Origin of the sequence: Arthrobacter sp. CAN_C5, assembly GCF_017875735.1 — a bacterium.
Taxonomy (GTDB): domain Bacteria; phylum Actinomycetota; class Actinomycetes; order Actinomycetales; family Micrococcaceae; genus Arthrobacter_D.
The window spans coordinates 3,144,010-3,167,270 of sequence record NZ_JAGGMZ010000001.1 but is presented as its reverse complement, the minus strand read 5'-3'; the positions used below and the strand labels follow the sequence as shown (position 1 = coordinate 3,167,270).

The following is a 23,261-nucleotide window of genomic DNA, read 5'->3' as shown; positions in this document are numbered from 1 at the left end:
AGGTGATGAAACTTCCTCTCCGTATGCCCGGTCGGCGTGCCCTGCCCATGCCCCTGTGGTTACAGGGTGTGTTTGAGCTGGCCCAGTCGGCAGTGATTTCCGGGCTGCTGATCCTGGTACCCCTGGCCGCCGTGTGGCTGGCGGGAGGGTTCGGCGAACGGACTCCCGCCGCCATGGCACAACTGGGCGGGCAGATGTGGCTCCTGATCCACGGGGTGCCCCTGGAGGTGACCTTCCCGGCGGCCGAGCCCGACGGCGTCGGGACTACCGGCATCCTGTCGATTGTGCCGATGGGCCTGATTCTCATTCCGTTCCTGCTGTCGTGGCGGGCGGGTCGACGGCTAGCCCGTGCCTCGTACTCCGACCAGCTCTGGCAGGGCGTGGCTGGCGCCCTCGGCAGCTATGCGGTGATCGGCGCAACGGTCGCCTACCTGTGCTCCACCCCCGAAGCGATACCCCCACTGGTCGCCGGTGCCCTCATCCCGCTGCTGTCGGCGGGTCTGGGCCTGGTGATTGGTGCCTACCGGGAGGCAGGCACGTGGAGCCGGCTGATCGGCGTCGACGGCGTCGCCTGGCTGGCACGCACCAGCCAGCACTCGCGGTGGGCCGGGTCCTACGCCTGGTCCTGTCTTCGCGCCGGATTCGTGGCAGTCACCATTTCCCTGGGGCTGTCCGCAGTGCTGCTCGCGGTCACGTTCGGCTTTCGCTGGGCGGAGATGGCCGCCGTCTACCAGCGCCTCGACGCGGGGATCATCGGCGGCAGTGCCCTCACCCTGGCGCAACTCGGGTTTGTCCCCAACCTGGTGGTGTGGACCCTCTCCTGGGCGTCCGGTGCCGGGTTTGCCCTGGGTTCGGGCAGCGCGATCACCCCGCTGACCACGAGCGCTGGCCCGCTGCCAGCCCTACCCGTGCTGGGCGCGGTGCCGCCCGGCACCCTCGAGTATGGTCTGGCTGCCCTCGCCATCCCCGTCCTCGCGGGGCTGCTGGCAGGATGGTGGTTCTTCAGGGAAGGCGAGAACCACCTCGACGAGTGGCTGGAAATCAAGATGGAGGCCCGCTGGTTCACCGCGAGCGTCTCAACCCTCTGCGCGGCCGTGCTGATCGGCCTTGCGGCCGGAGCCATGACCGCGGTCGTCGCCTGGCTCTCCCACGCGTCGCTGGGCCTGGGCAGACTGGTGGATCTGGGTCCCAACCCTTTCTGGGTGGGACTATTCATCGCCGGAGAGGTGGCAGTCGGCGTCGTCGTCGGCTACGCCGCGGGACCGCTGCTGGAGCGGGAGAAGCGCGCCTAGAGAAGAAACTTCTCGGATCGGGACTGCCCAGACCGGGACTGCTCAGGAGCCGCCGGGGAGGAACCCGCCGAGGTTCATCAGGTCGTTCTGGCACTTGGCCTGGGCGGCATTGGTGAGGGCGGTGCTCATGCACTCCTCATATTCAACGGTGACCGGCCACAACGCCACCTGGGCGCCGGTCCCCAGCACCAGGAACGCGGTTGCTCCAAGGCCCACCACGGTGGTGATCCGGAGCAGCGCCGGAAGCTTGTCCCGTATCGCCCGGACCAGGGCGAAGATCCCCAGTACCAGTGCCACAAGTCCCAGAACGAGGCCGATGACCTTCCACGGCAGGGCAAGGGTGCCGGCGAGGACAGCGCCGAGCAGCGCCAGCAGGAACCACCTGAAGTAGTTCCGCGTCCTGGCCAGCTCCTTTTCCGCTGACGACCCGGGGGTGGGCGCGCCGGGAGCAGGTGGGGCGGGGCGGGGGCTTTCGTTCATGGTTTAACCCTAGGGTAGAGCGCAGCCTATGGTTGACCCATGCGCATCGTAGTCCTGGTTTCCGGCACTGGATCCAATCTTCAGGCGGTCATCGACGCCGTCAGTTCCGGCTCACTGGACCTCACCATCGCCGCCGTCGGGGCCGACCGGCATGACACCTACGGGGTGGAGCGCGCCACCGCGGCGGGGATCGACGGGTTCGTCGTTGACTTCAGGTCCTACCCCGAGCGGTCGGACTGGAATGCCGATCTCACCCGCAAGGTCGCCTCCTACGCCCCCGACTATGTGGTGTCCTCGGGGTTCATGAGGATTGTCGACCAGGGGTTCCTCGACGCCTTCCCCAACCGTTACCTCAACACCCACCCGGCCCTGTTGCCCAGCTTCCCGGGCGCGCACGGGGTCCGGGACGCGCTGGCCTACGGCGTGAAGGTGACCGGCTGCACCGTGATGATTGCCGACGCCGGGGTCGACACCGGTCCTATCCTCGCGCAGGCCGCCGTCGACGTGCTCGACGACGACACCGAGGACACCCTCCACGAACGCATCAAGGTCCAGGAACGCGAACTGCTGATCCGGACCCTCCGGCAGCTGGCCCTGGAGCAGGGCTGAGATGGCGCTCGTCGACAAGGCCGTATACCTGGCAGGGACACGCCACTCCGAACCAGAATCACTTGCAGACACCTTCGAAATAATGCGCGCCAGCGGGGGCATGGCGTGGATCGGCCTGTACCGGCCCGATGACGACGAGCTCACCACCGTCGCTGACGAATTTTCCCTTCACCACCTGGCCGTTGAGGACGCGTTCAAGGGTCATCAACGGTCCAAACTGGAACGCTACGGGCCAACCCTCTTTGTGGTGCTGCGTCCGGCGCGCTACCTCGACGCCGAGGAGAAGGTGGAGTTTGGGGAGCTCCACGTGTTTGTCGGTGAGGACTTTGTGGTCACGGTCAGGCACGCCGAATCACCCGATCTGGGGAAGGTGCGCAACAGGCTGGAGGAGAGTCCCGAACTGCTCGCGATGGGGCCAGCGGCGGTGCTCTACGCCATCCTCGACGAAGTGGTGGATGAGTATGAACCAGTGGTGAACGGGCTCGAAAACGACATTGACGAGATCGAAAACGAGCTCTTCGGCGGCGACGCGGGCGTCTCACGGCGTATCTACGATCTGCACCGCGAGGTGGTCGAGTTTCAGCGTGCCACCCAGCCGCTGCAGTTCATGGTGGAGAACCTGCAGCGCGGCTCCGAGAAGTACCATCTGGACCCGGAGGTGAACCGCCGCCTGGGTGACGTCCTGGACCATGTGATCCGGCTGATTGAGCAGGTCAACACCTTCAGGACCCTGCTGCAGAACGCGCTCACCGTGCACTCGACGCTGGTGGCGCAGCGCCAGAACGAGGAAATGACCCGGCTGACCGAGACGTCGCTGGCACAGAACGAGGAGGTCAAGCGGATCTCCTCCTGGGCGGCGATCCTCTTCGCTCCCACCCTGGTGGCAGCAATCTACGGCATGAACTTCGATGAGATGCCAGAACTGCACTGGACCTTCGGGTATCCGTTTGCGCTGGTCCTGATGGTCGCCACCGGCATCGGCCTGTTCCTGGCGTTCAAGCGGAATCGCTGGTTGTAACCGGCTGCACCTCGTTGAGGGGAATGCCACGGGTTTCGGGTGCGTAGCGCGTCATCCACAGCACTGCCACCAGGACCAGCAGTCCGGTCGCGGCGAAGGTGAGCGGCAGGCCCAGGACCGGCCACAGCAGTGACCCGAAGATCAACGGCACCAGTCCCGCGCCCACCCGTGAAACGGTTGACGCCCAGCCGAAGCCCGAGGCCCGCAGCTCGGTGGGATACAGCTCCGACACGTAGGTGTAGAGCACCGGGATGGCGACCTGGATCAGGAAACCGAACAGCAGCAGCCAGGCGGTGGCGACGGCGGGGAGGTCCACGGTGAGCGCGAAGATCACCAGCACGACGGCGGACAGCGGGCCGGACACGGCGAGGATCCATTTGCGTCCCACCCGTTCCACCAGCAGGGCCGCCGCGACGACGCCGAAGAATCCGACGGCTGTCATGCCGGCGGTGGTGAGGAAGGCGACGGACTGGGCATACCCGGCCTGCACCAGGATCTGTGGCATCCAGGTTAGCGCCCCGTAGTAGACCAGCAGGATGCTCAGGAACAAGCCCCACGCGGCAAGGGTGATCCGCCAGTCGAACCGCCACAGGGCCGTGAGCTGGCCGGAGACAGAGCCGATGGACAGTTTGGGAGCTTCCTCGGGGGTGGGCAGCCGCCACGGTGTTTTCGCGGCGCCCGTGCGCTCCACCAGGTCGTTGATCACTGCTTCCGCCTCCGCCTGGCGGCCCTTCTGGACCAGGAAGAGCGGGGATTCGGGCACCGAGCGGCGGACCCAGAAGACCAGCAGGGCGGGCAGCACCATGACGAGCATCAGGTAGCGCCAGTCGCCGAAAGCGGTCATCAGCAGCGCCGACACCACTCCGCACAGGGCTGCTCCGATGGGCCACCAGGCGTCCATGGCGGTGAGCACGCGCCCCCGGTGTTTTCGGGGAGTGAACTCTCCCACCAGGGCGTAGTCCACCGGGATGCAGCCACCCAGCCCAACCCCGGCCATGAAACGGAAGACGCAGAACCAGATGAAGTCGGGGGAGAACGCACCCAGCACGGTGAAGATTGAAAAGATCAGCAGGGTCAGCGTGAACGCGCGCTTCCGGCCGATGATGTCGGCGATGGATCCCCACGCGAAGGCGCCGATCGCCATGCCGATCAGGTTGGAGGTGGCCACCCAGGCCGCTTCGCCGGGCGAAAGGTCCCAGTGGTCCGATAGCAGGGGGATCAGGTACCCGTTGAGGGTCACGTCCCAGGCGTCGAACATGAATCCGAGGCCGCCGATGAGGAAGATCTTCCCCTGCACCTTCCAGCGCCACGGTAGTTCCTGCACCACCTGGTCTCCGGTGGGTAGTTCAGTTTCGGTGCTCACGGGGAAACTGTACCGCCGCAAGCGCCCAGTCGACGGAAACCGGGGCGTCAGGGGTCGGTCATCCTTGGGGCTGGACGGGCCAAGTGACCTAGACTTGGAGGCGATCCCACCCGCAGCGAAAATTCTGGAGCTTCCGCGTGACTTTGAACCATCTCGACCAAGTTCCCATCCGCCGGGCCCTCATCTCGGTGTACGACAAGACGGGGTTGGAGGAGCTGGCCCTCGGGTTGCACCGTGCCGGCGTCAGCATCGTCTCGACGGGTTCCACCGCGAAGCGCATCGCCGCTGCGGGTGTCCCCGTGACCGAGGTGTCCGAAGTGACCGGGTTCCAGGAGTGCCTTGACGGGCGGGTGAAGACCCTTCACCCGATGGTGCACGCGGGGATCCTCGCCGACCGGCGCCGGGGTGACCACGTGGAACAGCTCCGGGCACTCGAGGTGGAGCCGTTCGACCTCGTGGTGGTGAACCTCTACCCCTTCGTTGACACCGTGAAGTCCGGCGCCGCCGAGGATGAGGTCGTCGAGCAGATCGACATCGGCGGACCCGCCATGGTCCGCTCCGCGGCGAAAAACCACCCCTCGGTCGCAATCGTCGTGGACCCGGCCCGGTACGACGACGTCGTTGCCGCCGCCGATGCCGGCGGGTTCGATCTCAGCGCGCGACGCCGGCTGGCCGCCCTCGCGTTCTCCCACACCGCCGCCTACGACAACTCGGTGGCCGCCTGGACTGCCGCCCAGTTCGGCGACGGGACCGCCGACGGCGACTCCTGGCCCGCCTACGCCGGCCTGGCCCTGGAGCGGTCCGAGGTGCTGCGGTACGGCGAAAACCCGCACCAGGACGCCGCCCTGTACGTCGAGAAGGGTGCCACCCCGGGCATCGCCCAGGCCGACCAGCTGCACGGCAAGGCAATGAGCTACAACAACTACGTGGACGCCGACGCCGCACTGCGCGCCGCCTTCGACTTCGACCTGCCCGCTGTGGCGATCATCAAACACGCCAACCCGTGCGGGGTAGCGGTCGGTGCCGCTGACGCCGCCGATCCGATCGCGGACGCCTACGCCAAGGCGCACGCCTGCGACCCCGTCTCGGCCTTTGGCGGCGTGATCGCCGCCAACCGGACCGTCACCGCGGCCATGGCCACCGCCGTGAAGGACGTGTTCACCGAAGTGGTGATCGCCCCTGATTTCGAGGCCGATGCCGTGGCCATCCTCTCCGCCAAAAAGAATATCCGCCTACTGACCCTGCCCGAGGGATACCGGCGTGACCCCGCTGAGCTCCGGCAGGTCTCCGGTGGCGTGCTGGTGCAGCTGGCCGACACGGTCAGGGCCGACGGCGACGCCCCGGAAACCTGGACCCTCGCCGCCGGACCGGCGGCCGACGAGGCGACCGTGGCCGACCTCGCGTTTGCCTGGACCGCCTGCCGGGCCGCGAAATCCAACGCCATCCTCCTCGCCGATGGTGGGGCTGCGGTGGGTGTCGGCATGGGACAGGTGAACCGGGTCGACTCCTGCAAGCTGGCCGTCGAACGCGCCAACACCCTGGCGGGCGACGGCGTGAACCGTGCCCGCGGTGCCGTCGCGGCGTCGGACGCGTTCTTCCCCTTCGCCGACGGCCTGCAGATTCTGCTCGACGCCGGGGTGCGCGCCGTGGTGCAGCCGGGAGGGTCGGTCCGGGACCAGGAAGTCATCGACGCGGCAACCGCCGCAGGGATTACCATGTACTTCACCGGCACCAGGCACTTCTTCCACTAGCCGGCCAACAGAGACGGCGGCAGTGCCCATGGAAATCGCTTCGATTTTTACCCTCGCGGCAGGCATGGCACTGGCCGGCTCGGCGTTCGCGCCGGCCGTGTCGCCGGGCACCCGGATGGTGTCGGCCATCCTGGGCCTGGCACTGTCCCTCTTCGCGGTCGTCCTGTTGTTCCTCGGAGCGAGCCCCGGAGTTTTCCTGTGGGTTATTGCGGTGGCGTTTGCGGTGAAGAACTTCCGTGCAGCGGACCGGCGCCAGAAGAAGATCGACGCCGGCCTGGATCCGGCCCGGCACCCCAACCTTGGTGATCTGCGCCAGCTCCAGTTGCCCGCGTGGGCACCGCGGGTTCCGGGCATCGCCCGCCAGGGGACCCCACAGATTCCCGGCGTCGCTTCTCCGGGGGTGCCCGCCGGGCCGACCCCGGCCGCCTTTCGGGGGCAGGCGGCCTCCTATGCGACGTCCGGTCAGGCGCCCGGTCACAACTCGGCGCCAGATACCCGCGGGCTGCGGCCCGCTCCGGCCACCGACCGGTGGGGCAAACCGATTCCTCCCGGGTCGATGATGGACCGCTGGGGCAATATCGTCCCCGCAGAATAGCCGGTCGGATCACACCCATTTAGGGCACCAATAGTGGCCTGTGGCATAGTTGGGCAGGATAAAACCAGCACAAATCACGGGCCGAGCTGCGTCCATCAGACAGAACCGGCCCACCATTGCAAGGAGACCGTGTGGCTGACGCGCCAGCAACGAAAATCAAGGTACAGGGTTCGGTTGTCGAACTCGACGGCGACGAGATGACCCGGATTATCTGGCAGTTCATCAAGGACCGCCTGATTAACCCCTACCTGGATGTCGACCTGAAGTACTACGACCTCTCCATCCAGAACCGCGATGCGACCGATGACCAGGTCACCATCGACGCGGCGAACGCCATCAAGGAGCACGGTGTGGGCGTCAAGTGCGCCACCATCACCCCCGACGAGGCACGCGTAGAAGAGTTCGGCCTGAAGAAGATGTGGGTTTCGCCCAACGGCACCATCCGCAACATCCTCGGCGGCGTCGTCTTCCGCGAACCCATCATCATCTCCAACATCCCGCGCCTGGTGCCGGGCTGGAACAAGCCCATCATCATCGGCCGCCACGCACACGGCGACCAGTACAAGTCCACCAACTTCAAGGTGCCCGGCCCCGGCAAGGTCACCATGATGTTCGAGCCCGCCGACGGCTCCGAGCCGATGAAGTTCGACGTCGTCACCATGCCTGAAGAGGGCGGCGTGGCCATGGGCATGTACAACTTCAACGAGTCCATCCGCGACTTCGCCCGGGCGTCCTTCGCCTACGGCCTGCAGCGCGAATACCCCGTGTACCTGTCCACGAAGAACACCATCCTGAAGGCCTACGACGGCCAGTTCAAGGATCTCTTCCAGGAAGTCTTCGACGCCGAGTTCAAGGATCAGTTCGAGGCAGCTGGCCTGACCTACGAGCACCGCCTGATCGACGACATGGTGGCTTCCGCCATGAAGTGGGAAGGCGGCTACGTCTGGGCCTGCAAGAACTACGACGGCGACGTCCAGTCCGACACCGTCGCCCAGGGCTTCGGCTCGCTGGGTCTGATGACCTCAGTGCTGATGACCCCGGATGGCAAGACCGTCGAGGCGGAGGCTGCCCACGGCACGGTGACCCGTCACTTCCGCCAGCACCAGCAGGGCAAGCCAACCTCCACCAACCCGATCGCGTCGATCTTCGCGTGGACCCGTGGGCTGATGCACCGCGGCAAGCTGGACAACACCCCCGAGGTCATCACTTTCGCTGAGACCCTCGAGGACGTTGTCATCAAGACCGTCGAGTCCGGCCACATGACCAAGGACCTCGCGGCCCTGGTTGGACCGGATCAGGCCTACCAGACCACCGAGGAGTTCCTTGCGACCCTCGATGACAACCTGAAGGCACGCCTGGGCTAGTACCGGCGCAGCAGCACAGAAGAGACCCGGCGGATTCCCGCCGGGTCTCTTCTGTGTTCAGGGGGTCCCGCCGGGGGTCAGCCGTCGTTGGCGTACCGCATGCCCAACTGGCCACGCACCCCGTCGAGGAGGCGCATGGTGTCGAGGGTATCGGCCCAGGGCATGGTCGGGCTTTCCGTCAGGCCCTCCTGGATGCACCGGGTGGTTTCGCGCAACTCGTACACGTACCCGCGGCCGGCCTGATCGAACGTTTCGACCCGCTGCTCGCCCTGGTGCAGCTGCACGGTGAGCTCGCGCGGGTTGTGGAGGACCGAGCCAGACCTTAGCCAGCCTTTGGTGCCCACCACTGTCGCCTGGCCAGGGCAGGAGGCCACCAGCGACGTCGTCAACTGGGCCTGCGCGCCATTGCCGTAGGTGAGGGTGAGTGCGTTCTGGGTGTCGACGCCGTCGTCGTTCAGGACCGCAGTGGCGGTCACTGCGGAGGGGAAGCCGAGTGAACCGAGAGCCCAGGTCAGCGGGTACACGCCCAGGTCCAGCAGTGCACCGCCGCCTGCCGCCGGGTCCCACAGCCGGTGGGCGCTGCCATGGTCTGACGGGAAGCCCAGGTCCGCCTGGACCCACTGGATCTGGCCCAGTTCGCCGGAGTGGATGATGTCCCAGGCCCGGTTGACGCTCGGCAGGAAGCGCGACCACAGGGCTTCCATCAGGAACAGGTTGTTGGCCCGTGCCAGGTCGATCAGTTCGCCGGCTTCCCGTGCGTTGACGGTGAATGCCTTTTCACACAGGACATGCTTGCCCGCGGTGAGCGCAGCCTTGGCCACCTCGTAGTGCTGGGCGTGGGGCGTCGCAATGTAGACGACGTCGACGGCGGGATCGTTGAACAGGCGCTGGTAGCCGGTCACGCCGTCGGCGTCGTGGTAGCTTGACTCAAACCCGAACTCCTCGGCGAAGGCCCGCGCGGACGCCTCGGACCGGGAACTGACGGCGTGCAGCACTCCGTCCTCCAGTCCGGCCATGTCCTGGGTGACGCTGGTGGCGATGCCGCCGGTGGCGACAACGCCCCAGCGGAGGGTGCGGCCGGTGGCGGCGAACGGACTGGGGGCACCGGGAGCGGCGCAGGGTGGTCGGGGGATCTGCTGCACAGGATGAAGGGAGTTCATCGTCCCATCTTTGCCTGCCGGCTGACAAAAAAGTAGCCCGACCCACTCGGGGCCGGGCTACTCAAACAATCTGGTTACTCGTTGACGATCTCGGAGAGCGTTGGATCGTTCTCGTAGGCTTCGGCAGCGTTTTCCATGGTGACGATCTGTGGTTCCAGCAGGTACGCCGGCACCACCTTGACGCCGTTGTCGTAGGAGTCGGGATCGTTGATCTCGAGCTCCTCGCCTGCACCCAGTCCCTCGACCATTTCAATGGCATGAGAGACGAGGGCGCGGGTGTCCTTGTTGATGGTGGAGTACTGCTCACCGGCCATGATGGACTTGACCGATTCGACCTCGGAGTCCTGCCCGGTGACGATGGGGAGGTCCTTGCCGCTGGCCTGGACCGAGGTCAGGATGGCGCGGGCCAGGGTGTCGTTAGGGGAGAGGACGCCGTCCAGTTCCTCGGAACCGTAGGTGCCGGTGAGGAGGGTGTCCATGCGGGTCTGCGCGTTGCCGGCCTCCCAGCCCTGGGTGACAGCCTGGTTGAATTCGGTCTGGCCGGAGGCGACGACGACGTTGCCGGATTCGATCTCTGGCTCGAGGATGCTCATCGCACCGTCGAAGAAGACCTGGGCGTTGGCGTCATCGGGTGAACCAGCGAACAGCTCGATGTTGTAGGGGCCTTCGCCTTGCTCAGCCATGCCATCGAGCAGTGCCTGGCCCTGCAGCTCGCCCACCTGGAAGTTGTCGTAAGCCACGTAGTAGTCGACGTCTTCCGTGTTGGTCAGCAACCGGTCATATGCGATAACAGTGATGCCGGCTTCCTTCGCCTGGGCGAGCTGGGTGCCCAGCTGAGCGCCGTCAATGGCACCAACAATCAGTACCTCGACGCCGTTGGTGATCATTGAGCTGATCTGGTTCTGCTGCTCGGAAACGCCACCGTTGGCGAACTGAACGTCGGGGTCGTAGCCGGCCTCGGTCAGGCCGTCATTGAACAGGCCCTCAGCGAGCACCCAGTTCTCGGACGTCTTTTGGGGCAGGGCCACACCGATCGCAGCACCCTCCTCAAATCCGCCTTCTCCTTCGGTTTCTGTCCCGGCATCGCGGCCGCAACCAGAAATGGCCAGTGCTGAAATCGCGGCGATTGCCGCAAATGATCGTGCGTACTTACGCATTACTGCTCCTTTAGTGAACTAAGTAACTACCTGCTGAAGTGTTGGTCTGGGTTAGCGGGCCGAGACGTCATTGGATATGACCGTCTCGGTGGCTGTCGGCACTTCGGGTTTCCCCTTGTTGCCAAAATTCTTCATAATCAGCCCGGTGATGGAGGGCTTGCCCTGGCTCTTGTTGTAGACGTCGAAGGCGACGGCGACCAGCAACACGAGGCCCTTGATGATCTGCGTCAGGTCGGCGCCGACGCCGAGCAGTTGCAGACCGTTGTTCAGCACAGCCATGACGAGCCCGCCGATCACGGAGCCCACCACCGTGCCCACACCGCCGGTGACGGCTGCGCCACCGATAAAGACGGCGGCGATGGCATCGAGTTCCCAGCCGACGCCGTCGAACGGACCCGACGCCGTGGAGCGGCCCACGAAGATCATGCCGGCCAGCGCCGCCAGGATGGACATGTTCATCATGACCAGGAAGTCGACCCGGCGGCTACGCACGCCGGAGAGCTTTGCCGCGTGACGGTTGCCACCGACGGCGTAGACGTGACGGCCGATGATGGTCTTGGTGGAGATGAACCCGTAGATGATCACCAGTGCGCCGAGGATCAGTCCGGGAACGGGGAAGGACGTACCGGGATTGCCGGTGGCGAACAGGTAAGTCGCGTACAGAATGACAGCTGAGAGGAGCGACATTTTGACAACCGAGACCCAGACGGGCGGCGCTTCGGCCCCGATCTTGGCAATCCGCTTCCGGGTGCGCATCTCGTTGTAGATCACGGCCGCGATCAGCGCGAATCCGAGCAGCAGGGTCAGGTTGTTGTAGCCGATGTTCGGTCCGACCTCCGGCAGGTATCCGGCGCCGATGAACCGGAACTCCTGGGGGACGGGAACGGTGTTCGACTGCCCCACGAACTGGTTGGCACCGCGGAACAGCAGCATGCCGGCCAGCGTGACGATGAACGCCGGGATACCGACGTAGGCCACCCAGAAGCCTTGCCATGCCCCAATTAGCGCTCCCAGGAGCAGCCCGACGACGATGCCCAGGTACCAGGGCAACCCCCAGTCCCGCATCACGATGGCGACGACGATCCCCGCGAACGCGGCGACGGAACCGACCGACAGGTCAATGTGGCCGGCGATAATGACGAGCACCATACCGATGGCGAGGATCAGAATGTACGAGTTGCCGTTGAACAGGTTCATCATGTTGCCGGAGGTGAGGGTGTTACCGCCGGTCATGATCTGGAAGAAGACGACCAGGGCAAGCAGGGCGAAGATCATCCCGAACTGCCGCGTATCGCCGCCAAAGAGTTGTTTGAGGGATTTCATGGTGGATCCTAAGAGCTAGGCAGTCTTCCTGCGGGCGGTCATAAGTTTCATCAGCGATTCCTGGTCGGCCTCTCCACGGGCGAGCTCGCCTGTGATGGCTCCCTCGAAGATGGTGTAGATGCGGTCCGAGATGCCCAGCAGTTCCGGCAGTTCGGAGGAGATGACAATCACTCCCTTGCCCTGGTTGGCCAGCTGCTGGATGATCCCGTAAATCTCGTACTTGGCGCCGACGTCGATCCCCCGGGTGGGCTCGTCGAGGATCAGCAGGTCGGGGTCGGTGAACATCCACTTGGCGAGGACAACCTTCTGCTGGTTGCCGCCCGAAAGTTTGGCGACGCCCTCGTTGACGGACGGTGTCTTGGTCCTCAACGACTTGCGGTACTTCTCGGCCACCACGAATTCCTCGTCGTTGTCCACTACCAGCCCATGGGTGATTTTTTTCAAGGCCGCGGACACGGTGGTGGTCTTGATGTCGTCGAGCAGGTTCAGGCCGAGCGATTTCCGGTCCTCAGTCACGTAGGCCAGACCGTGCTTGATAGCCGACGGCACCGACTTGAGGGTGACGAGTTCGCCGTCCTTATAAATCTCACCCGAGATGAAGTTCCCGTAGGAGCGTCCGAAGATGGAGCGGGCCAGCTCAGTGCGTCCTGCGCCCATCAGGCCGGCAAACCCCACGATTTCACCCCGACGGACCTTGAAGCTGGAGTCCTTGCAGACCAGCCGGTCCGCTACGGCCGGGTGGCCCACGGTCCAGTTGCGGACCTCGAAGAAGGTCTCCCCGATCGTCGGCGTGTGGTCGGGGAAGCGTGATTCAAGCGACCGCCCCACCATGCCCCGGATAATCCGGTCCTCGTCGACGCCGTCGTTCTTCACATGCAGCGTCTCGATGGTTTTGCCGTCACGGATGATCGTGATGGAGTCGGCGATCTGTTCGATCTCGTTGAGCTTGTGAGAAATCATGATGCAGGTGATGCCCTTGGAACGTAGCCCGGCCATCAAATCGAGGAGGTGCTGCGAGTCGGATTCGTTCAGCGCTGCCGTGGGCTCGTCGAGGATCAGCAGCTTCACAGACTTGCTCAGGGCCTTGGCAATCTCGACGAGCTGCTGCTTGCCGACGCCGATGTCCTTGACCGGGGTGTTGGCCTCCTCGCGGAGACCCACCCTGGCCATCAGCTCGAGGGTCTGGGCGTTCACCGAATCCCAGTCGATGACTCCGCGTTTACCGGGTTCGTTGCCCAGGAAGATGTTCTCGGCAATGGAGAGCTCAGGGATCAGGGCGAGTTCCTGATGAATGATCACAATGCCAGCTGTTTCGCTGGACCGGATGTCCTTGAATTCAACCTCTTTGCCCTGGAAGATGATGGCGCCGTCGTAGGTTCCGTGGGGGTACAGCCCGGAAAGGACCTTCATCAGGGTGGATTTTCCGGCACCGTTTTCGCCGCAGATGGCATGAATTTCGCCGGCCTCGACGGTGATGGAAACCTGGTCGAGGGCTTTGACGCCCGGGAATTCCTTGGTGATGGAACGCATTTCCAGGATCTTGTGATGTTCCAAAGGCATCCTCCCGAGTGGCGGCATTGGCTCTCCCTGACCATGACTGGTCAGAATAGGCAGTTAACCCCGTCCGGCATGTTGGAGTCAAGTCTTGAACACAAAACGTCTTTTATTGGTAGCTAAACGTTATGTAGGTGGGGCTGCGAGAGGACGACGGCGGCACCGCCAAGTGCTTCGGTGCGGTCACCGAGGGCTGACATGAGCACCGCAGTTGATTCGCCCACGACGGGTACCGCGTGGCGGACCAGGCCGCGGCGGATCGGTTCGAGCAGGATGTCGTCCAGCCTGGTCAGCGGTCCACCGATCACCACAAGCTCCGGGTTGATCAGGTTTGCCACGTTGGCGACTGCCTTCCCCAGGGCGAGGCCGGCGTCGTCAATCACGCGGAGCACAGTGGTGTCTCCGGCCAGCGCGAGGTCCACGAGTTCATCGACGGCAATTGGCCCTTCCGCGCGGCGGCTGAGGAGGTCCACCATGGTGCTGGTTGAGGCAACCGTCTCCAGGCAGCCGCGGTTTCCGCACCGGCAGACCAGACCATGCTCCACGATGGTGCTGTGGCCCAGTTCGCCGGTGATGCCAACGTGGCCGTAGTAGACCGAGCCGCCAAGGATCAGCCCGGCACCGATGCCCGAGCCGACCTTGAGGAACATCAGGTTCTCGACCGCCCCGTGCGGCCCCCAGGTGACCTGGGCAAGGGCACCAAGATTCGCATCGTTGTCAATGAAGACGGGGAATCCGAGCCGTTCGCCGAAGGTGGCGAGGATGTTGATACCTACCCACTCGGGCAGGATAGCGCCCTGTACCACGGTCCCGGTGCGGCGGTCGATGGGGCCGGGTATCCCTACCCCGGCGCCGAGCACCGACGCGCGGGTGGTGCCGGCTTGCAGGAGAAGCTGGTCGAGGAGGCGTTCGGCGGCGTCGAGCCCTTCCTCGGCGCAATGTCCCAGCGGCAGGGCGGTCGCCTCATCCTGCATCACCTGATAGTTCAGCCCGGCGAGGACCACCCGGACATGGCGCCGGCCGATGTCGATGCCCACCGCAAGCGAACCATTGTCGTTGAGGATAACCAGGAGGGCACGACGTCCCGAACTGGTGGTGGGGGTGGTGGTGGCAAGGCCGGCGTAGACCATCGCTTTAACGATGTTGGAGACCGTTGCGGTGGAGAGCCCGGTCTGCCGTGCTAGCTCCGCCTGCGTCTGCGGACCAGCGGCGAGGACACTGACGATCCGCTGCTGGTTGCGCTGCCGAAGGGCCGATTGGGAACCCGGGCTCGGAGGATTCCCGTCGAAGTCACGCTTGGTCTTCGGGCGTCCTACGGGCATGTACTACAGGGTGCTACATGGTCACCTTGTAGTCAAGAAGTTAACGCTTGACGGTGGGACGTGGCCAACACTTGATAGGACGCTGCGTTTTGCTTGACCTTCTCAAACTCGCTGTCCGTCAGTTCCCGTCTGACCTTCGCCGGCACACCGGCGACGAGCGAGCGGGGTGGGACCTGCATGCCTTCCAGAACAACCGCACCCGCAGCCACCAGCGACCCGGCGCCAATGACTGCGCCGTTCATGACGGTGGCACTCATGCCGATCAGGCAGTCGTCGCCGATGGTGCAGCCGTGGACTACCGCGGTGTGGCCGATGCTGACCCGGTCGCCGACCGTCGTCGGGAAATCCGGGTCCGCGTGGAGCACCACGTTGTCCTGCAGGTTGGTGCCGTCGCCCACGCGGATGGGGGCGGTGTCACCGCGCACGGACACGCCGTAGAAGGCGCTGGAGTCCTCGCCGAGGACCACGTCCCCGATGATCGACGCCGTCGGTGCAACGAAGCAGGAGTCGCTGATGGTGGGTTTCTTGCCGAAGATTTCGATGATGTGGGCCATGTCACCCAGCCTAGCGGCCCGTGCCCAGCCGGTCCTGACCGATTCGGTGAGCAACCTGGACCGGCCGGGTCAAGGTGGGCGTCGGTGAGGAAGATGCTGACCACCGATGTCCAGGTTGCTATCCGAATCGGATCAGACCCTGGATGTTCTGTGCGCATTGTCCACATAGCAGCGGTGGCAGTCCGGGCGGCACTGGTGTCCGGGTTGACTGGAGTCATGACCAGTATCATTTCCATCGTCGACCATCCTTTGGACGAAGCGTGGCCCCGGCAGTTGGCGCGTCGAGCCGCACGCGGGGAGCTGATCAGGATCCGGCTCGGGTGTTATGTCGACGCGTCGGATTGGCGGGACCTCGATGAAGAGGCGCGTTACCGGGTCAAGATCGACGCCGTCGGGCGCACCGCCAGACGCGAACCAGTCTTCGGAGGTGAAACTGCGGGATTGCTCTGGGGGCTGCCGCGACCTGTACTCCCGGCGAAGGTCGAGGTGGTGGTGCCCGTTGCCAGTGGCCGTCGCAGCGCCAACGGGGTGAGCCGGTTGGCGCGGTACCCGGACGAGTTCACAGTCGTCACCTTCGGCGGACGGTATGTCACGGGAAAGGTCGCCACGGCCGTCGAACTGGCTATCCGCTATGACTTCCCCTGGGCGGTGTCAGTCCTGGACCGGCTGCTCAACCAGAAGCCACTCCCACCAGAATCGAGCCCTCGCCCGGTGACAAGAGATGAGGTCAGGAACCGGATTGCCCTGCTGTCGTCTGCACCCAAACGCCGCCGGGCCCTGCATGTGCTGGACTTCGCTGACGGGCAGGCCATGTATCCGGGGGAGTCCCTCAGCAGGGTGCAGATGGCACAACTGGGGTTCCCCGCGCCGGAGCTCCAGCATGAAGTGGTCGACCATACCGGTCGCTCGGCCTGGGTGGATTTCTACTGGAAGGAACAGCGCCTGGTGGGGGAGTTCGATGGAATCGGGAAATATCTCAAGCCCGAATACCTGCAAGGACGGACCACCGCCCAGGCTGTCATCGAGGAGAAGCTCCGCGAGGACAGGATCCGATCCACCGGACTGCAGGTCGTGAGATGGGACTGGTCGACGGCGGTGTCCCCGCCGAAGCTGAAGGCTCTCCTCCTGCAGGCCGGATTACCGTGCAACCCGACAGCCCGCCGTCGTCGGCTCTCCACCGCCCAGCTGCGCCCGAATCGGTGAGCAACCTGGACCGGCCGGGTCAAGGTGGACGTCGGTGAGGAAGATGCTGGCCACGGATGTCCAGGTTGCTATCCGCAGCAGGCGCTGAGCCGGTGGAGAGCTGGTGCTGAGCCGGTGAGAAGCCCCCGGAGCCTAGTTGAAGACGATGGTCCGGCTACCGTCGAGCAGCACCCGGTGCTCGGCGTGCCACTGCACGGCCTGGGTGAGGGTGCGGCCCTCAACATCGCGCCCGATCGCCACAAACTGCTCCGCCGACCGGGCGTGATCCACCCGAATGACCTCCTGCTCGATGATCGGGCCCTCATCCAGGGCAGGCGTCACATAGTGTGCCGTGGCGCCGATCAGCTTGACGCCACGCGCGTGGGCCTGGTGGTAGGGCTTGGCACCCTTGAACGAGGGCAGGAACGAGTGGTGGATGTTGATCGCCCGTCCCACCAGCTCCGAGCACAGCCCGTCGCTGAGGATCTGCATGTACCGGGCGAGGACAACCAGCTCGATGTTGTGCTCCGCGATGACGTCCCGCAGAGCGTCCTCGGCGGACTCCCGGGTCGCTGCGGTGACCGGAATGTGGTGAAACGGGATGCCGTAGAACGCTGCGAGGTCGGCCAGATCGGTGTGGTTGGAGACAATCGCCGGGATCTCGATCGGCAGGGTGCCCGAGCGCTGCTGGAACAGCAGGTCGTTCAGGCAGTGCGCCGACTTCGAGGCGAGGATCAGGGTCCGGGCGGGAGCGCCGTCGTCGTGCAGGGCCCAGGTCATGCCGAATGCCTCGGCTACCGGCGCCAGATGCGCCACGAGCGAGGTGCGCGGAGCCGGAGTGCTCATGGCCACCCGCATGAAGAACGTCCCGGTGTCGGGGCTGCCATACTGCTGCGATTCGGTGATGTTGCAGCCGGAGCTCACCAGCGCCCCGGCGACGGCATGCACAATGCCGGGTTGATCGGCGCAGGAAAGCGTCAGGATGAAGGAAGCCTGGGAGGTGGGGGAGTCAGTCACAAATCAAGCGTACTTCGAATGAAAGCCGCCCCGCGATACACTGAGAAGTGCCGCGACTGGCGTCAGGTGGGTCACCATCAGGAAGCGGCATGCATCGTCATCATCGGTACTTTAGCTAGTTCAGCTACCGACGACGACGGCGCGCAGCGCCGACCACGGATCGCACGCCTGGGACGTATGGTCAAGAACTTGCCCGAGGATGCTTCAGTGTGGCCAAAACACCGGTGCCGGACTGCAGACTCAGCGGGTAGCCTGACCAGTAGCAACACGTCCCCATCCAGGAGTTCACCGTGACCACTTCGCCCCTGCCCGCCACCGCATCAGCCTCCTCGGCGGTCACCAACGCACCCCTGTCCGAGATCGACCCGGAGATCGCCGCCGTCCTGACCGACGAGCTCGCCCGCCAGCGCGACACCCTCGAGATGATCGCCTCCGAAAACTTTGCACCCCGCGCGGTGCTCCAGGCCCAGGGCTCCGTCCTCACCAACAAGTACGCCGAGGGCTACCCCGGCCGCCGCTACTACGGCGGCTGCGAACACGTCGACGTCGCCGAGGGCCTCGCGATCGAGCGGGTCAAGGCCCTGTTCGGCGCCGAGTTCGCCAACGTCCAGCCACACTCCGGTGCGCAGGCCAACGCGGCGGCGCTCGCCGCGATGATCAAGCCCGGCGACAAGATCATGGGCCTGTCCCTGGCACACGGCGGCCACCTGACCCACGGCATGAAGCTCAACTTCTCGGGAAAGCTCTACGAGGTTGCCGCCTACGGCGTTGAGAAAGACACCCACCGCCTCGACATGGACAAGGTCCGCGCCCAGGCCATCGCCGAGAAGCCGCAGGTGATCATTGCCGGCTGGTCCGCCTACCCGCGGCAGCTCGACTTCGCCGCGTTCCGGTCCATCGCCGACGAGGTGGGAGCGCTGCTGTGGACCGACATGGCGCACTTCGCCGGACTCGTTGCAGCCGGTCTGCACCCCAACCCGGTCCCGTACTCCGACGTCGTGACGTCCACGGTGCACAAGACGCTCGCCGGTCCCCGCTCGGGCGTCATCCTGGCGAAGCAGGAGTGGGCCAAGAAGCTCAACTCGGCGGTCTTCCCCGGCCAGCAGGGCGGCCCGCTGATGCACGTCATTGCCGCGAAGGCGACGGCGTTCAAGATCGCCGGATCCCCCGAGTTCAGGGAACGCCAGGAGCGGGTGCTGGCCGGTGCCCGGATCATCGCGGAGCGGCTGACCGCCAGCGACGTCGGCGAACACGGCGTCTCGGTCCTGACCGGCGGCACCGACGTGCACCTGGTGCTGGTGGACCTGCGAGCCTCGCAGCTCGACGGGCAGCAGGCCGAGGATCTGCTGCACTCGATCGGGATCACCGTGAACCGGAACGCTGTCCCGTTTGACCCACGCCCGCCGATGGTCACGTCCGGGCTGCGGATCGGCACCCCGGCGCTGGCCACCCGTGGTTTCGGGGCGGCGCAGTTCACCGAAGTGGCCGACATCATCGCGACCGCGCTGAAGCCCGGTGCCGACGCGGACGCCCTCCGCGCCCGGGTGCTGGCCCTTACCGCCGACTTCCCGCTCTACCCGGAACACGAGCAGTGGTAGAAGACCTCCCGGAGGGTGCGCTGACTTCCGCTGCGGCCGCCTCACCCGACTACGACATTCCTACCGACGAGTGCTGCTTCACCGGTTGCTGCGACCGGGGCAAGGCATTCCTCCTCGAGCAACTGGAAGCTGGCATTACCCCATGAGCCCCGCACAGAACCAGACCGCCCAGAACCAGACCGCCCGGATCCTCGACGGCAAGAAGACCGCCGCCGCTATCCGGTCCGAACTCACCACCCGCATCGGCGCCCTCAAAGAACGGGGCGTCACCCCGGGCCTGGGCACGGTCCTGGTGGGCAATGACCCGGGCAGCCACTCCTACGTTGCCGGAAAGCACCGCGACTGCGAGCAGGTCGGCATCACCTCGGTCCGCCGGGACCTTCCCGCCGATATCTCCCAGGCAGAGCTGGAAAAGGTCATCGACGAGCTGAACGACGACGACGCCACCACCGGCTATATCGTCCAGCTCCCACTCCCGAAGCACCTCGACGTGAACGCCATCCTGGAACGGATGTCCCCGGAGAAGGACGCCGACGGCCTGCACCCCGTCAACCTGGGCAAACTGGTCCTCAACGTGGGCGCCCCGCTCGACTCGCCGCTGCCCTGCACGCCGCACGGCATCGTGGAGCTGCTGCGCCGCCACGGGATCAGCCTTGAGGGAAAGAACGTTCTCGTGGTGGGCCGCGGGATCACCGTCGGTCGCCCCCTGGGGCTGCTGTTGACCCGCCGCGACATCAACGCCACCGTCACCCTCGCCCACACGGGGACGGTCGACCTGCCGCACCTGCTGCGCCAGGCCGATGTAGTGGTCGCCGCCGCAGGCTTCCCCGGCATGATCAAGGCCGCGGATCTCAAGTCCGACGCGATCGTGCTTGACGTCGGGGTCACCCGGGTGGAGGATCCCGAAACCGGCAAGGCGAAGCTGACCGGCGACGTGGAACCCGCCGCTGCGTCGACCGTCGCCTGGCTGTCCCCGAACCCCGGTGGCGTCGGCCCGATGACCCGGGCCATGCTGCTCGCCAACGTGGTGGAGGCCGCCGAGCGGCAGGCCGGCATCGCCGTCCGGGACTAGCCCGTCCGGCATCGCCGTCCGGCACCAGACCGTCCGGGACAAGACCAGCCGGGCGGGGACCGGCAACGCGGACCACTGTTGTCCGCGAAGGAGTGTGGTTGGCTTTTCCCAATGGGTTGTATACCTTAGGCTGAGCAGGTGCCGAACTCACCGTCCCGCGACTACGTCATCTCTGCCCGGAATCTCACCAAGCACTACGGTGACTTCGCGGCGGTCGATGACATCTCCTTCGACGTTCCCGCTGGCGAATCCTTCGGTCTGCTGGGCCCGAACGGGGCCGGTAAATCCACCACGATGCGGATGATCGGGGGAGTGTCGCAGCGCACCTCGGGGGCGTTGACCATCATGGGCCTCGACCCGGAGCAGCACGGCCCGCAGGTGCGGGCCCACCTGGGCGTGGTGCCGCAGCAGGACAACCTCGACGAGGAGCTCCGGGTCCGCGACAACCTCATTGTCTACGGGCGCTACTTCGGGCTGCCCCTGAGCTACCTCAAGCCCAAGGCCGACGAGCTGCTGGAGTTCGCCCAGCTCACCGAGAAAGCGAAATCCAAGGTCGATTCGCTCTCCGGCGGCATGAAGCGCCGGCTGACGATTGCCCGGTCCCTCATCAACGAGCCGAAAATCCTCCTGCTTGATGAACCCACCACGGGCCTGGACCCGCAGGCACGCCACATCCTGTGGGACCGGCTGTTCCGGTTGAAGGAATCGGGGGTGACCCTGATCCTTACCACCCATTACATGGACGAGGCGGAGCAGCTTTGCGACCGGCTGGTAGTGGTGGACAAGGGCAAGATCATGGCGGAGGGGTCGCCGGCGCAGCTGATTCGCGAGCACTCCACCCGCGAGGTGCTCGAGCTCCGGTTCGGCTCCGAACGCAACACCACTGTCGCTGCCGAGCTCCAGGGGATCGGCGACCGGCTCGAGCCGCTGCCCGACCGCGTGCTCATCTACACGCACGACGGCGAAGCGGCCCTCGAGCAGGTAGCCTCCCGCGGCCTGCACCCCATCACGTCCCTGGTGCGGCGCTCCTCGCTGGAGGACGTCTTCCTGCGCCTGACCGGGAGGAGCCTCGTTGACTAACCCACCCAGCCCTCCCGTCGGCGTCGGCCCCGGGTCGGCCACACCCAATGCCACGGCGACGACGGCGTCACCGCCCCTGCGGGCCCATTCGCCTCAGGTCTCGGCGGACCGGGCGAAACGGTTCGGGTCCTGGTACTACGCCGAACATGCCCTGCGGGTGATGAACGGGTACCGCTGGACGCTCATCGCCTACAGTGTGGGCAACCCGGTGATGTACCTGTTCGCCATGGGGGTTGGCCTGGCCACCCTCGTGGACCAGAACTCGGCGGACGCTTTCGGCGGGGTCAGTTACCTCGCGTTCATCGCGCCGGCCCTGCTCGCGGCGGCCACCATCATGACCGCCGCCACCGAGTTCACCTACCCGGTGATGGATGGCTTCAAATGGCGGCGGGTGTACTACGGTCCACACGCCTCCCCGCTGGCGGTGCACCAGATTGTTAACGGCTACATCATCGCGATCACGCTGCGGCTGGTGCTGATGAGCACCATCTACTTCGGCATCGTTGCAGCGTTTGGCGCCTCGCCGTCGCCGTGGGGATGGGCGGCGGTCCCGGTGGCGGTGCTGTGCGGGCTTTCCTTCGGGCTGCCGCTGATGGCCTACTCGGCGAGCGTCGAGGAGGACAAGGGCCAGTTTGCGCTGGTGATGCGCTTCCTCGTCACGCCGATGTTCCTGTTCTCCGGCACCTTCTTCCCGTTGGACACCCTGCCGATCTTCCTGCAGTGGATCGGGTGGGTTTCACCGCTCTGGCACGGCACCCAACTGGGCCGGATGCTCACCTACGGTTACCCGGTGCCGGCCTGGCTGGCAGTGATCCACCTCGTGTATCTGGTAGCGCTCGCCTTCCTCGGCTGGCGTCTGGCCCGTCGCACCTACGAACGGAGGCTGGGCAAATGATCGAGAACCTGGCCCAGCGATCCGGCCCGTCGTCGGCCCGGCCGCTGACCGACGACGACTACCGGATCACCGCGCACAACCGACGGTTCAGCGCCCTCTACTCCCGCAACGCCAAAGCGGTGATCGCCCGTGGTCTGCGCGCGACCAAGAGCAGCAACTGGCTGATCATGGTCTCGGGCTTCTTCGAGCCGGTGCTCTACCTGATCTCCATGGGGGTGGGGCTCGGTGCACTGGTGGGCGACGTCGTCGGGCCCGGCGGCGAGGAGATCAGCTACGCGGCCTACATCGCTCCGGCCCTGCTGGCCGTCTCGGCGATGAATGGCGCCGTCTACGACTCCACCTGGAACGTGTTCTTCAAGATGAACTTCGCGAAGCTCTACCAGGGCATGCTGTACACCTCGCTGGGGCCGCTGGACGTCGCGATCGGGGAGATCTTCCTGGCCCTGCTGCGCGGGGCCATGTACGCCACCGGGTTCACAGCCGTGATGGGCATGATGGGGTTGATCACCACACCGTGGGCGCTGCTGATGGTGCCGGCGTCGGTGCTGATCGCGTTCGGGTTCGCGTCCTTCGGGATGGGGATCACCAGCTACATGAAGACCTTCCAGCAGATGGACTGGATCAACTTCGTGATGTTGCCGATGTTCCTGTTCTCGGCGACGTTCTACCCGCTGAGCGTGTACCCGCAGGGCATCCAATGGTTCATCCAGGCGCTTCCCCTCTGGCATGGTGTTGAGCTGCTGCGCCAGATCAGCGTCGGCACGTTCACGTCCGCGACGGCGATCCACATTCTCTACTATCTGGTGATGATCCTGATCGGGATGGTGCTGACCACCAGCCGGCTGCGGAAGCTGTTCCTCAAGTAGGTGCGGATG

General features: G+C 65.4%; 22 protein-coding genes. 13 read left to right on the top strand and 9 right to left on the bottom strand.

From position 1 onward, the window contains the following. Positions 1–5 precede the first annotated feature (5 nt). Entirely contained in the window at positions 6–1,292 is a 1,287-nt protein-coding gene (locus tag H4V95_RS14780; protein ID WP_209730934.1) for a DUF6350 family protein, read from the top strand. A gap of 42 nt (positions 1,293–1,334) precedes the next feature. Here H4V95_RS14780 and H4V95_RS14775 read toward each other — a convergent pair whose 3' ends face one another. Further along, positions 1,335–1,772: a hypothetical protein gene (locus tag H4V95_RS14775; protein ID WP_196867521.1), complete on the bottom strand. Its 438-nt coding sequence runs from the start codon at positions 1,770–1,772 to the stop codon at positions 1,335–1,337. A gap of 39 nt (positions 1,773–1,811) precedes the next feature. Between H4V95_RS14775 and purN the strand changes: the two genes are divergently transcribed. Both purN and H4V95_RS14765 read left to right on the top strand, forming a co-directional pair. Next, a complete protein-coding gene (purN, locus tag H4V95_RS14770; protein WP_209730933.1) occupies positions 1,812–2,381 on the top strand; it encodes a phosphoribosylglycinamide formyltransferase in 570 nt (189 codons plus the stop codon). Between the two features lies 1 nt (position 2,382). Then, positions 2,383–3,399 carry a magnesium and cobalt transport protein CorA gene (locus H4V95_RS14765; RefSeq protein WP_196867519.1) on the top strand — a complete coding sequence of 339 codons (1,017 nt, stop codon included), beginning with the start codon at positions 2,383–2,385 and terminating at the stop codon, positions 3,397–3,399. On the opposite strand, the gene H4V95_RS14760 is transcribed toward H4V95_RS14765, so the two are convergent. After that, a complete protein-coding gene (locus tag H4V95_RS14760) occupies positions 3,377–4,762 on the bottom strand; it encodes an MFS transporter (RefSeq protein ID WP_209730932.1) in 1,386 nt (461 codons plus the stop codon). The two genes, H4V95_RS14765 and H4V95_RS14760, sit on opposite strands and share 23 nt — an antisense overlap. A gap of 137 nt (positions 4,763–4,899) precedes the next feature. On the opposite strand from H4V95_RS14760, the gene purH reads away from it, so the two are divergent. From purH to H4V95_RS14745, 3 genes are all read left to right on the top strand, one after another. Further along, positions 4,900–6,513: a bifunctional phosphoribosylaminoimidazolecarboxamide formyltransferase/IMP cyclohydrolase gene (purH, locus tag H4V95_RS14755; protein ID WP_196867517.1), complete on the top strand. Its 1,614-nt coding sequence runs from the start codon at positions 4,900–4,902 to the stop codon at positions 6,511–6,513. Between the two features lie 28 nt (positions 6,514–6,541). Further along, positions 6,542–7,108 carry a hypothetical protein gene (locus tag H4V95_RS14750; protein WP_196867516.1) on the top strand — a complete coding sequence of 189 codons (567 nt, stop codon included), beginning with the start codon at positions 6,542–6,544 and terminating at the stop codon, positions 7,106–7,108. A gap of 131 nt (positions 7,109–7,239) precedes the next feature. Beyond that, on the top strand, positions 7,240–8,472 hold the full coding sequence (locus H4V95_RS14745; RefSeq protein ID WP_196867515.1) for an NADP-dependent isocitrate dehydrogenase: 1,233 nt from the start codon (positions 7,240–7,242) through the stop codon (positions 8,470–8,472). Positions 8,473–8,549: 77 nt separating this feature from the next. Here the strand turns inward: H4V95_RS14745 and H4V95_RS14740 are convergent, their stop codons facing one another. From H4V95_RS14740 to H4V95_RS14715, 6 genes are all read right to left on the bottom strand, one after another. Beyond that, positions 8,550–9,632: a Gfo/Idh/MocA family protein gene (locus H4V95_RS14740; RefSeq protein ID WP_209730931.1), complete on the bottom strand. Its 1,083-nt coding sequence runs from the start codon at positions 9,630–9,632 to the stop codon at positions 8,550–8,552. 74 nt (positions 9,633–9,706) lie between these two features. Further along, entirely contained in the window at positions 9,707–10,789 is a 1,083-nt protein-coding gene (locus H4V95_RS14735) for a sugar-binding protein (protein WP_196867513.1), read from the bottom strand. Positions 10,790–10,840: 51 nt separating this feature from the next. Further along, positions 10,841–12,112 (bottom strand): multiple monosaccharide ABC transporter permease, encoded by a 1,272-nt coding sequence (gene mmsB, locus H4V95_RS14730; protein WP_196867512.1) that lies wholly within the window; start codon positions 12,110–12,112, stop codon positions 10,841–10,843. 15 nt (positions 12,113–12,127) lie between these two features. Beyond that, positions 12,128–13,672: a multiple monosaccharide ABC transporter ATP-binding protein gene (gene mmsA / locus H4V95_RS14725; protein WP_196867511.1), complete on the bottom strand. Its 1,545-nt coding sequence runs from the start codon at positions 13,670–13,672 to the stop codon at positions 12,128–12,130. Positions 13,673–13,785: 113 nt separating this feature from the next. Then, positions 13,786–14,988 (bottom strand): ROK family transcriptional regulator, encoded by a 1,203-nt coding sequence (locus tag H4V95_RS14720; protein ID WP_196867510.1) that lies wholly within the window; start codon positions 14,986–14,988, stop codon positions 13,786–13,788. 32 nt (positions 14,989–15,020) lie between these two features. Continuing rightward, positions 15,021–15,542, bottom strand: coding sequence for a gamma carbonic anhydrase family protein (locus H4V95_RS14715; RefSeq protein ID WP_209730930.1), 522 nt, complete (start codon positions 15,540–15,542; stop codon positions 15,021–15,023). Between the two features lie 216 nt (positions 15,543–15,758). Here H4V95_RS14715 and H4V95_RS14710 point away from each other — a divergent pair, with 216 nt between their 5' ends. Then, positions 15,759–16,745, top strand: a complete 987-nt coding sequence (locus tag H4V95_RS14710; RefSeq protein WP_196867508.1) for a hypothetical protein — start codon at positions 15,759–15,761, stop codon at positions 16,743–16,745. Between the two features lie 132 nt (positions 16,746–16,877). Here H4V95_RS14710 and purU read toward each other — a convergent pair whose 3' ends face one another. Next, on the bottom strand, positions 16,878–17,741 hold the full coding sequence (gene purU, locus H4V95_RS14705; protein ID WP_196867507.1) for a formyltetrahydrofolate deformylase: 864 nt from the start codon (positions 17,739–17,741) through the stop codon (positions 16,878–16,880). 290 nt (positions 17,742–18,031) lie between these two features. On the opposite strand from purU, the gene glyA reads away from it, so the two are divergent. The 6 genes from glyA to H4V95_RS14675 all read left to right on the top strand — a co-directional run bounded on the left by glyA (position 18,032) and on the right by H4V95_RS14675 (position 23,252). Continuing rightward, positions 18,032–19,339 carry a serine hydroxymethyltransferase gene (gene glyA / locus H4V95_RS14700; protein WP_395939846.1) on the top strand — a complete coding sequence of 436 codons (1,308 nt, stop codon included), beginning with the start codon at positions 18,032–18,034 and terminating at the stop codon, positions 19,337–19,339. Then, positions 19,333–19,485: a hypothetical protein gene (locus H4V95_RS14695; RefSeq protein ID WP_196867506.1), complete on the top strand. Its 153-nt coding sequence runs from the start codon at positions 19,333–19,335 to the stop codon at positions 19,483–19,485. The genes glyA and H4V95_RS14695 overlap by 7 nt, the downstream gene beginning before the upstream one ends. Continuing rightward, positions 19,482–20,411, top strand: coding sequence for a bifunctional methylenetetrahydrofolate dehydrogenase/methenyltetrahydrofolate cyclohydrolase (locus H4V95_RS14690; protein ID WP_209730929.1), 930 nt, complete (start codon positions 19,482–19,484; stop codon positions 20,409–20,411). The genes H4V95_RS14695 and H4V95_RS14690 overlap by 4 nt, the downstream gene beginning before the upstream one ends. A 138-nt stretch (positions 20,412–20,549) precedes the next feature. Next, on the top strand, positions 20,550–21,491 hold the full coding sequence (locus tag H4V95_RS14685; protein WP_196867504.1) for an ABC transporter ATP-binding protein: 942 nt from the start codon (positions 20,550–20,552) through the stop codon (positions 21,489–21,491). Further along, positions 21,484–22,386, top strand: coding sequence for an ABC transporter permease (locus H4V95_RS14680; RefSeq protein WP_209730928.1), 903 nt, complete (start codon positions 21,484–21,486; stop codon positions 22,384–22,386). The genes H4V95_RS14685 and H4V95_RS14680 overlap by 8 nt, the downstream gene beginning before the upstream one ends. Further along, complete coding sequence (locus tag H4V95_RS14675) at positions 22,383–23,252, top strand: ABC transporter permease (protein ID WP_245345728.1); 870 nt, start codon at positions 22,383–22,385, stop codon at positions 23,250–23,252. Before H4V95_RS14680 ends, H4V95_RS14675 begins: the two co-directional genes overlap by 4 nt. Positions 23,253–23,261 lie beyond the last annotated feature (9 nt).

What these genes read in the sequence shown, in the direction of transcription:
- purN (WP_209730933.1), top strand. Translation starts at nt 1,812, where the DNA reads ATGCGCATCGTAGTCCTGGTTTCCGGCACTGGATCCAATCTTCAGGCG.
- H4V95_RS14720 (WP_196867510.1), bottom strand. Translation starts at nt 14,988, where the DNA reads ATGCCCGTAGGACGCCCGAAGACCAAGCGTGACTTCGACGGGAATCCT.
- H4V95_RS14775 (WP_196867521.1), bottom strand. Translation starts at nt 1,772, where the DNA reads ATGAACGAAAGCCCCCGCCCCGCCCCACCTGCTCCCGGCGCGCCCACC.
- H4V95_RS14765 (WP_196867519.1), top strand. Translation starts at nt 2,383, where the DNA reads ATGGCGCTCGTCGACAAGGCCGTATACCTGGCAGGGACACGCCACTCC.
- H4V95_RS14675 (WP_245345728.1), top strand. Translation starts at nt 22,383, where the DNA reads ATGATCGAGAACCTGGCCCAGCGATCCGGCCCGTCGTCGGCCCGGCCG.
- H4V95_RS14735 (WP_196867513.1), bottom strand. Translation starts at nt 10,789, where the DNA reads ATGCGTAAGTACGCACGATCATTTGCGGCAATCGCCGCGATTTCAGCA.
- H4V95_RS14710 (WP_196867508.1), top strand. Translation starts at nt 15,759, where the DNA reads ATGACCAGTATCATTTCCATCGTCGACCATCCTTTGGACGAAGCGTGG.
- mmsA (WP_196867511.1), bottom strand. Translation starts at nt 13,672, where the DNA reads ATGCCTTTGGAACATCACAAGATCCTGGAAATGCGTTCCATCACCAAG.
- mmsB (WP_196867512.1), bottom strand. Translation starts at nt 12,112, where the DNA reads ATGAAATCCCTCAAACAACTCTTTGGCGGCGATACGCGGCAGTTCGGG.
- H4V95_RS14715 (WP_209730930.1), bottom strand. Translation starts at nt 15,542, where the DNA reads ATGGCCCACATCATCGAAATCTTCGGCAAGAAACCCACCATCAGCGAC.
- H4V95_RS14740 (WP_209730931.1), bottom strand. Translation starts at nt 9,632, where the DNA reads ATGAACTCCCTTCATCCTGTGCAGCAGATCCCCCGACCACCCTGCGCC.
- H4V95_RS14780 (WP_209730934.1), top strand. Translation starts at nt 6, where the DNA reads ATGAAACTTCCTCTCCGTATGCCCGGTCGGCGTGCCCTGCCCATGCCC.
- H4V95_RS14690 (WP_209730929.1), top strand. Translation starts at nt 19,482, where the DNA reads ATGAGCCCCGCACAGAACCAGACCGCCCAGAACCAGACCGCCCGGATC.
- H4V95_RS14750 (WP_196867516.1), top strand. Translation starts at nt 6,542, where the DNA reads ATGGAAATCGCTTCGATTTTTACCCTCGCGGCAGGCATGGCACTGGCC.